The following is a 6,335-nucleotide window of genomic DNA, read 5'->3' on the forward strand; positions in this document are numbered from 1 at the left end:
CTCCCAGCAATGACCCGATTGCCATGATGCAACCGGCGTTTGTCTGGCCACCTGTATCGCAACAGCAGGCCGAAGAAAAACGTTTGGCTGAATTGGCACAGCAGCAGGCTGAAGAGAAACGTCTGGCTGAAGTAGCCCAACAGCAAGCTGAGGAAAAACGCTTGGCTGAAGTCGCCCAACAACAGGCTGAAGAGAAACGCTTGGCTGAAGTCGCCCAACAGCAAGCCGAGGAAAAACGCCTGGCTGAATTGGCACAGCAGCAGGCTGAAGAGAAACGTTTGGCTGAAGTCGCCCAACAGCAAGCTGAGGAAAAACGCTTGGCTGAAGTCGCCCAACAGCAAGCCGAGGAAAAACGCCTGGCTGAATTGGCACAGCAACAGGCCGAAGAAAAACGCCTGGCTGCCAAGGCACAGGCAGCTTCGGACAAAGCGCCATCGAAAGCACTTTCACAAGCCATTCCCACTTCAAAACCAAAGGCGCAATCTAGTGCTATTGACCGCTCCATCCTTGATGAAGTCTCTATTGTTGGTGGTGACTTCATTCTTAAACGGAAGTAATCAAGCTATTTTTAAAAGGTTTATAATCATGAAGTTATTGAATTTTCGTGCGGTCTTATTTACCGCTTTGTGCATGCCGGGATTGGTAATGGCCCAGGGGGCTGTTACTGCGCCACTGGAAGTTCCCGGTACGGGCGTGTATCCACAGCAGGATCGCAAGAAAACCCATGCATTTCCCGAGTCCAAAACCTATGCCGAAGACACATCACTATATGTATATGTGCCGCCCGAGCCTTTGGGTAAAACCACCCGCTCATTAATGGCTATGCAGGCCGACACTAACCGCCCAGGCACACCACACACCATGCTGGGTGCCACTGCCACCATCGCCTGGGATCGCTACCTGAACAGTTTTAATCATGCCATTCCAGAATGGTTTGAAGAGAAGATTGACGATCCAAGCAATTAAGCAGGTGGTAGTGGTTAGAGTTGGTGTATATGTTTGAAAATGTTCCTCTAGCTGAAAATATTTGAAGTAGAGATTGTGTTTTTTAGAAGGTTCTTCATGAAAAAATCCGCCATTCACTGTCAGCGGGGGTCCATCATCTTGCCCGTTGCCGTTTCTATATTGGTGGGGGTGATACTGCTGGGCGGTGTTCAGCTGGGATATTACTTTTATATGAAGCGGGAGCTGCAGAATACGGCTGATATGGCGGTATTAAGCGGCGTGCAGATGATAAGTGAAAGTTGCCAGCAAGCGAAAAACGCGACTAAAGCTAATATCATACAGAACTTCAATCATGACACCCTGGCGGATGACATGATTGAAATGGAGTGTGGCACATGGCGCACTGACTTGCCTGCACCAAGACACTTTGTGAATACGGCAAATGCGGAAGGTCATTATAATGCCCTTCGTGTAAGCATTACTTACAATGCATTGCCGTTTATGCCATTTTCTTCAAAATCCACTATTGCGGTAGAGGCAATTGCCAAAAGTAATATACCGGTAGCGGCATTTCAGGTTGGGTCGCAGTTGTTGCGGTTTGACAATAGTGCATTGTTGGGTAGTTTGCTGGGAATTGTGGGGCTGGATGTAAATAATTTGACCTTGCTGGATTCCGAAGGTTTGGCAAATACTAAAATAACGCCGGCTGGTTTGCTGGATTTATTGGGGGTGGATCTGGGTATTGGTGGGCTGGGCGCTCTGACACCCAATGGTGTGGCAGATATTAATAATCTTACCTTGTTGAATTTGGTAGATGCATCGGTTAATGCAGTGACTGATTCAACACTTGGGGTCCAGCTTGAAGCGCTAAGGGCTAAGCTGTTGGATTTGAACCTGGGCGGTGTAAAAATTCCAATTGGCAACGCAGATAATCAGTCCGGTTTATTTGCGTTTCTGGGGATCGGAAACGCAGGGGGAGATGAACCTTTAGGCTCAGCGCTTGATGTACAGCTGGGTTTGGGTGATATTTTGAAAACAGCGATTGCGCTTGGAGCTAACGGGCACGCATTGGAAGTGCCGAGTTTAAGTGTATTGGGTGCCGTCAAGGCAAAGTTATCCATTGTGGAGCCGCCCGTGATTGCGATTGGTCCGGTAGGTACAACCGGGCATAGTGCCCAGATTCGTTTGTGGCTGGATATTGATACCGATAACCTGTTGGGTGGTTTGCTTAAGCCACTAGTCAGTGGCTTGTTGGGGACTCGTGTTCATTTGCCTGTTGCCATTGATGTTGTTTCCGGAACGGGTACGCTAGAGAAACTGGAGTGTTCCAGAAAACCGCAGACAATGGATATTTCGGTACGATCAAGAGTGCTTAACGTTTGTGTGGGTGGCATGGATGCCGCTTCCATTATGTCAGACAAGCGCGCATGTGAAGTGGGTTTACAGGAAACCGAGTTAATCAGATTATTACATTTGCCTGTGCTATCAGGTAAATTGCACATTGAGCCTTTGGAATACACGGAATTGGTTGAAAACTTGGAAGTGGGCCAGACAGTTTCTACCAGGCCTAATCCTTTGCAATTGGGTAATACTGTAGATAATTTGGTGACCGGCTTGCTTAATTTGTTAAGTGGCTTACTCCGGCCACCGGTCTCAATGGATGGTTGGGAAGGGAACTATAAAACCAACCCGAACCTTATACCGGATTTGCTGGAGTCTTACCTGGAGAAAAGTAAAGAAAATAATGCCGGTATGTATAATGTTGATGTGGTAACACAACTGGTCTTGAACGGGAGTGGAAATCCTGGCGAGGATGGATATATGCCGCCTTTGTTGGTAGAAGACTTTACTTTTGATAGGGCTATTCCTACAAGCTGTGCTTTAGTGGCTTGTATCCCTAATGATTTGGTCAATCCTTGGAAAAGAGGTAAGTTTTCAGAGGCATTTAAGGCATACACGAGTGTTCCGCTTGGTCTTTTGGAGCTAGTTGGTATTCCATGGATTGGTAATAATTTTCAGAATTGTGCAGGTTTATTAAGCAGTTTGCTGGGGTGGAATACGTGTGTGAAACACAACCTGACAGAGTTGTTTAAGCAGCACCAGAACCAGATTGCAGCAGTGAACCCGGATAGTGCAGAAATCCAGTCGCTTCTTAATAAAAACTCAAATGAAGTGACGTGTAATGGTGCTTTATGTGTTTTATTAAAACCGGTCCTGAACCTGTTAAAACCCATTCTGAACGGTGTGGGTTTGTTGCTGACCGCTTTACTTGACGATGTACTGGGCTTAGAACTGGGCCGCACTGATGTTACCGCTCTGGCTATTGATTGCGATCCCGCCCAGCTGGTTTATTAATCGCCAACCTTGTTATTATCAAGAAATAAAAAATGCCTGCATGTGACTCTTGCAGGCATTTTCATTGTTTGTTCTTTCAGAAATTAATGAAATTAGGGCCAACTACTATAGAGGAAGAGATACGTGATGTGGCATGCTTAACAGTATGATACATTTTTCCTTATTTCACGAACCGTATTCAATAGGCCAAGTACAGGCCAGGTTTCCTGAAAAAGCAGGTAAAAAAAGAGTTATGTTTTAAAAGGTTTCCCCATGCAAACGTCCTCTATTAACCGCCAGCGTGGTTCAATCATCATACCGGTTGCGGTTTCCCTGGTGGTGGGGTTGATACTGCTGGGTGGTGTCCAGCTGGCTTATTACTTTTTTATGAAGCGGGAGCTTCAGAATGCCGCAGATATGGCTGCCCTAAGTGCGGTTCAGCTTATTGAGAAAACAGGGGAATTAACCTGTAATAATGTAGAGCATCCGGCACAGAAGGCGGCAGAAGCCATCATCAAAGAAAATTTCCAGTACGGTGTCTTATCAAACATGACTGTGTCGTGCGGGGTTTGGGACCTTGTTAAATATGCGGAAAAAGAAGGTCATTTTACAAAAATTGAAGACGAAGAAGATAATGTTGAATATAACGCCATACTGGTTGACTTAACCTATGATGCCATAGGTTTTATGCCTTTTTCCGTGGATGCAACCATTACCGCGAAGGCGATTGCTAAAAAAGGCACCATGCCGGTGGCAGTGTTCTCTGTTGCGCCTGCTTTGCTGTCGCTGGAGCAGGGGGCATTGACCGCTTTATTAACCAAACTTAGCCTGGATGCCTTAGGGACGAACGTTGGCAGTTATCAGGGACTGGCCAATGTCAAAATAAAAACATCTGGCTTGCTGAAAGAGCTGTTGCAAAACACAGGGAAAGACCTTGATGCCGTTGCCACAGTGGGTGACCTGAATGCCTTGCTGAATACCAATGTGGGCTTGGGCGATATTGTGGTGGCTGCGATTGGGGCCGCTGACCAAAATCTCATTGATGCGGCGGTCCTGAACAGTTTGCTGGACGTGAAGGCTCAGTTAAATAATCTGGGAGTGAAGATTCCTCTTGGTTCTGGCTCCAATGGCCGGGGGCTGTTTGCCGAAATCATGACGCCTTCCCTGCAGTCTGCGTTGAATGCGGAAATAGGCGTAGGCGATATTCTGGATGTGGTGCTGGATGTGGCCACAAAAAAGCATGCACTTAACGTGCCTTTGGAGCTTGGTATAGGGGGTATTCTGAAAGCTTCTGTGGAAGCGAAGGTAATTGAACCGGCTTCTATTGGGATTGGCGGGAAGGGGACATCGGCATACAGCGCATCGGTGCGTGCATTCGTGGATTTGTGTGTTGATTCAGCAGGAACTTGTGATACAGAAGGCTATGACAGCGGTTTGTTAAGGCTGAAGGTGGATATTCCCGTGGGTGTGGAGGCGGTCACGGGTAAGGCCACCCTGAATTCTCTGTGTGAACGTAACGATGAGACTGAAGAGAAAAAGCCAATTGCGGACATAACAACCACTTCTTCTGTGTTGGGCCTTTGTACGGGTGATCTTATCAAAGATGATGTTTTTTCTTCTGCGTTCAGTTGCAGGGATACGGCTTTGGGGAATAAAGAACTGGCATCGCTGGGTTTGTTGGGTAAGGAGTTGATAAGTCTGAATTCAAAAGCGGCTCTTGATGTGTTGTCTGACAATGATGGCGGTAAAGATTATATTGAAGGACAAAGTGAGGTTTTTGTAAATCCGTTGCCAGTCGGCAAGACACTGGATGGTTTAATCAAAGAGGCAACCGTTAATCTTTTGCAAGGAGGCGAGGGCGTGCTGGGAGATGACCAGGCAACAGGCAGTTCCCTTTGGAATGCGATGCAGGCAAAAGAAGGGTGCAATCCGGTGCCGCAAGATTTTGCTGGTTCCGGCTGGAGTTGTCGCAAAAAAGTCAGGGATGAAATAGTAACAGGTTTGAAAACCGGTCTGGAAGGGCTGATTGGCAACTTGGTTGACAATGTTTTGAAAGGTAAATTGTTGACCGGGGTTGTTAAGTTACTTGGTGATGTGTTAGAGCTCGTGTTAGGTAACCCTTTTGATCCATGCACGCCGACTGCATTGCTGGGTGCCCCTGTTACAATGGAAGGTACGGTTACCGGCTGTATTGGTCAAATTGACGAAGTGCTTGATGACTTGAGAGAGGCTGAAGTTGAGCAGGGTAATCAGGATGTGTTAGCGCTACTGGCCTTGATCACCGGATTGTTAAACCCATCCTTGGACGGGCTGGGAGACGTGCTGAGTAAGTTGTTGGATAATCTGGGTGTGGAAACAAATCCAGTGAAAACCAAGCTGATTTCAATCAGTTGCGATGGTGGGGCACAGTTGGTTTATTAAGGATTGGCAGCACCCCGGGCCCATAACCACTCCGGCGCTTTGCGCCACCCCTCCGCAGGGGGGAATGTAGTACTCACTGTTATAATGGGTTGATTATTTTAAGGTCAATTTGAAAAAGCCCATTTCATGACTTCTTCCATCCTGTCCCTTTTACAACAGCCAGAAAGTAAAATTCTGGAGTTTAAACGTGACCTTTCATCACCTCAGCCTTTGTTGAAATCCTTGATTGCTTTCGCCAATTCTGCTGGGGGCGTTTAATTATAGGTGTCAATGATGAGCACAAGATTATAGGTGTTACTGATCCCCTTGCGGAAGAAGAACGTATTTGCAACTTAATTGCTGACAATATCGCTCCGCGTCTGGTTCCCAATGTAGAATTAACTAGCCTGAATAATAAAACCTTGCTTATTGTGGAAGTTTTTCCCAGTAGTTCTCGTCCACATTATTTTAAGAAACAGGGGCCAGAACAAGGTGTTTATGTCAGGCTGGGCTCTACTAACCGGCAGGCAGACCCTGCCTTGATTGCCGAGTTGCAGCGTGGTGTATTGGGAATATCGTAAGCTTACCGTCAAGCGCACAGTTCATAACTAGAGACTTCTGCTGCTAACTGTCGTTTAAATTCACTGGGTGGTAAG

Annotated in this window: 4 protein-coding genes and 1 pseudogene; all 5 read left to right on the forward strand. The window is 46.8% G+C overall.

Translation table 11 applies throughout. From position 1 onward, the window contains the following. Positions 1-557, forward strand: a pseudogene (locus HCX92_RS00790) (hypothetical protein); the annotation flags it as partial. A 28-nt stretch (positions 558-585) separates the two neighbouring features. Continuing rightward, a complete protein-coding gene (locus HCX92_RS00795; protein ID WP_169293007.1) occupies positions 586-966 on the forward strand; it encodes a DUF3613 domain-containing protein in 381 nt (126 codons plus the stop codon). 96 nt (positions 967-1,062) lie between these two features. Further along, entirely contained in the window at positions 1,063-3,300 is a 2,238-nt protein-coding gene (locus tag HCX92_RS00800; RefSeq protein ID WP_169293008.1) for a pilus assembly protein TadG-related protein, read from the forward strand. Between the two features lie 252 nt (positions 3,301-3,552). Beyond that, positions 3,553-5,700 carry a TadG family pilus assembly protein gene (locus HCX92_RS00805; protein WP_169293009.1) on the forward strand — a complete coding sequence of 716 codons (2,148 nt, stop codon included), beginning with the start codon at positions 3,553-3,555 and terminating at the stop codon, positions 5,698-5,700. Positions 5,701-5,987: 287 nt separating this feature from the next. Next, positions 5,988-6,260: a helix-turn-helix domain-containing protein gene (locus tag HCX92_RS00810; protein WP_371808376.1), complete on the forward strand. Its 273-nt coding sequence runs from the start codon at positions 5,988-5,990 to the stop codon at positions 6,258-6,260. Positions 6,261-6,335: the final 75 nt, after the last annotated feature.

The sequence above is a fragment of the Advenella sp. EE-W14 genome, assembly GCF_012923605.1.
Taxonomy (GTDB): domain Bacteria; phylum Pseudomonadota; class Gammaproteobacteria; order Burkholderiales; family Burkholderiaceae_B; genus Advenella; species Advenella alkanexedens.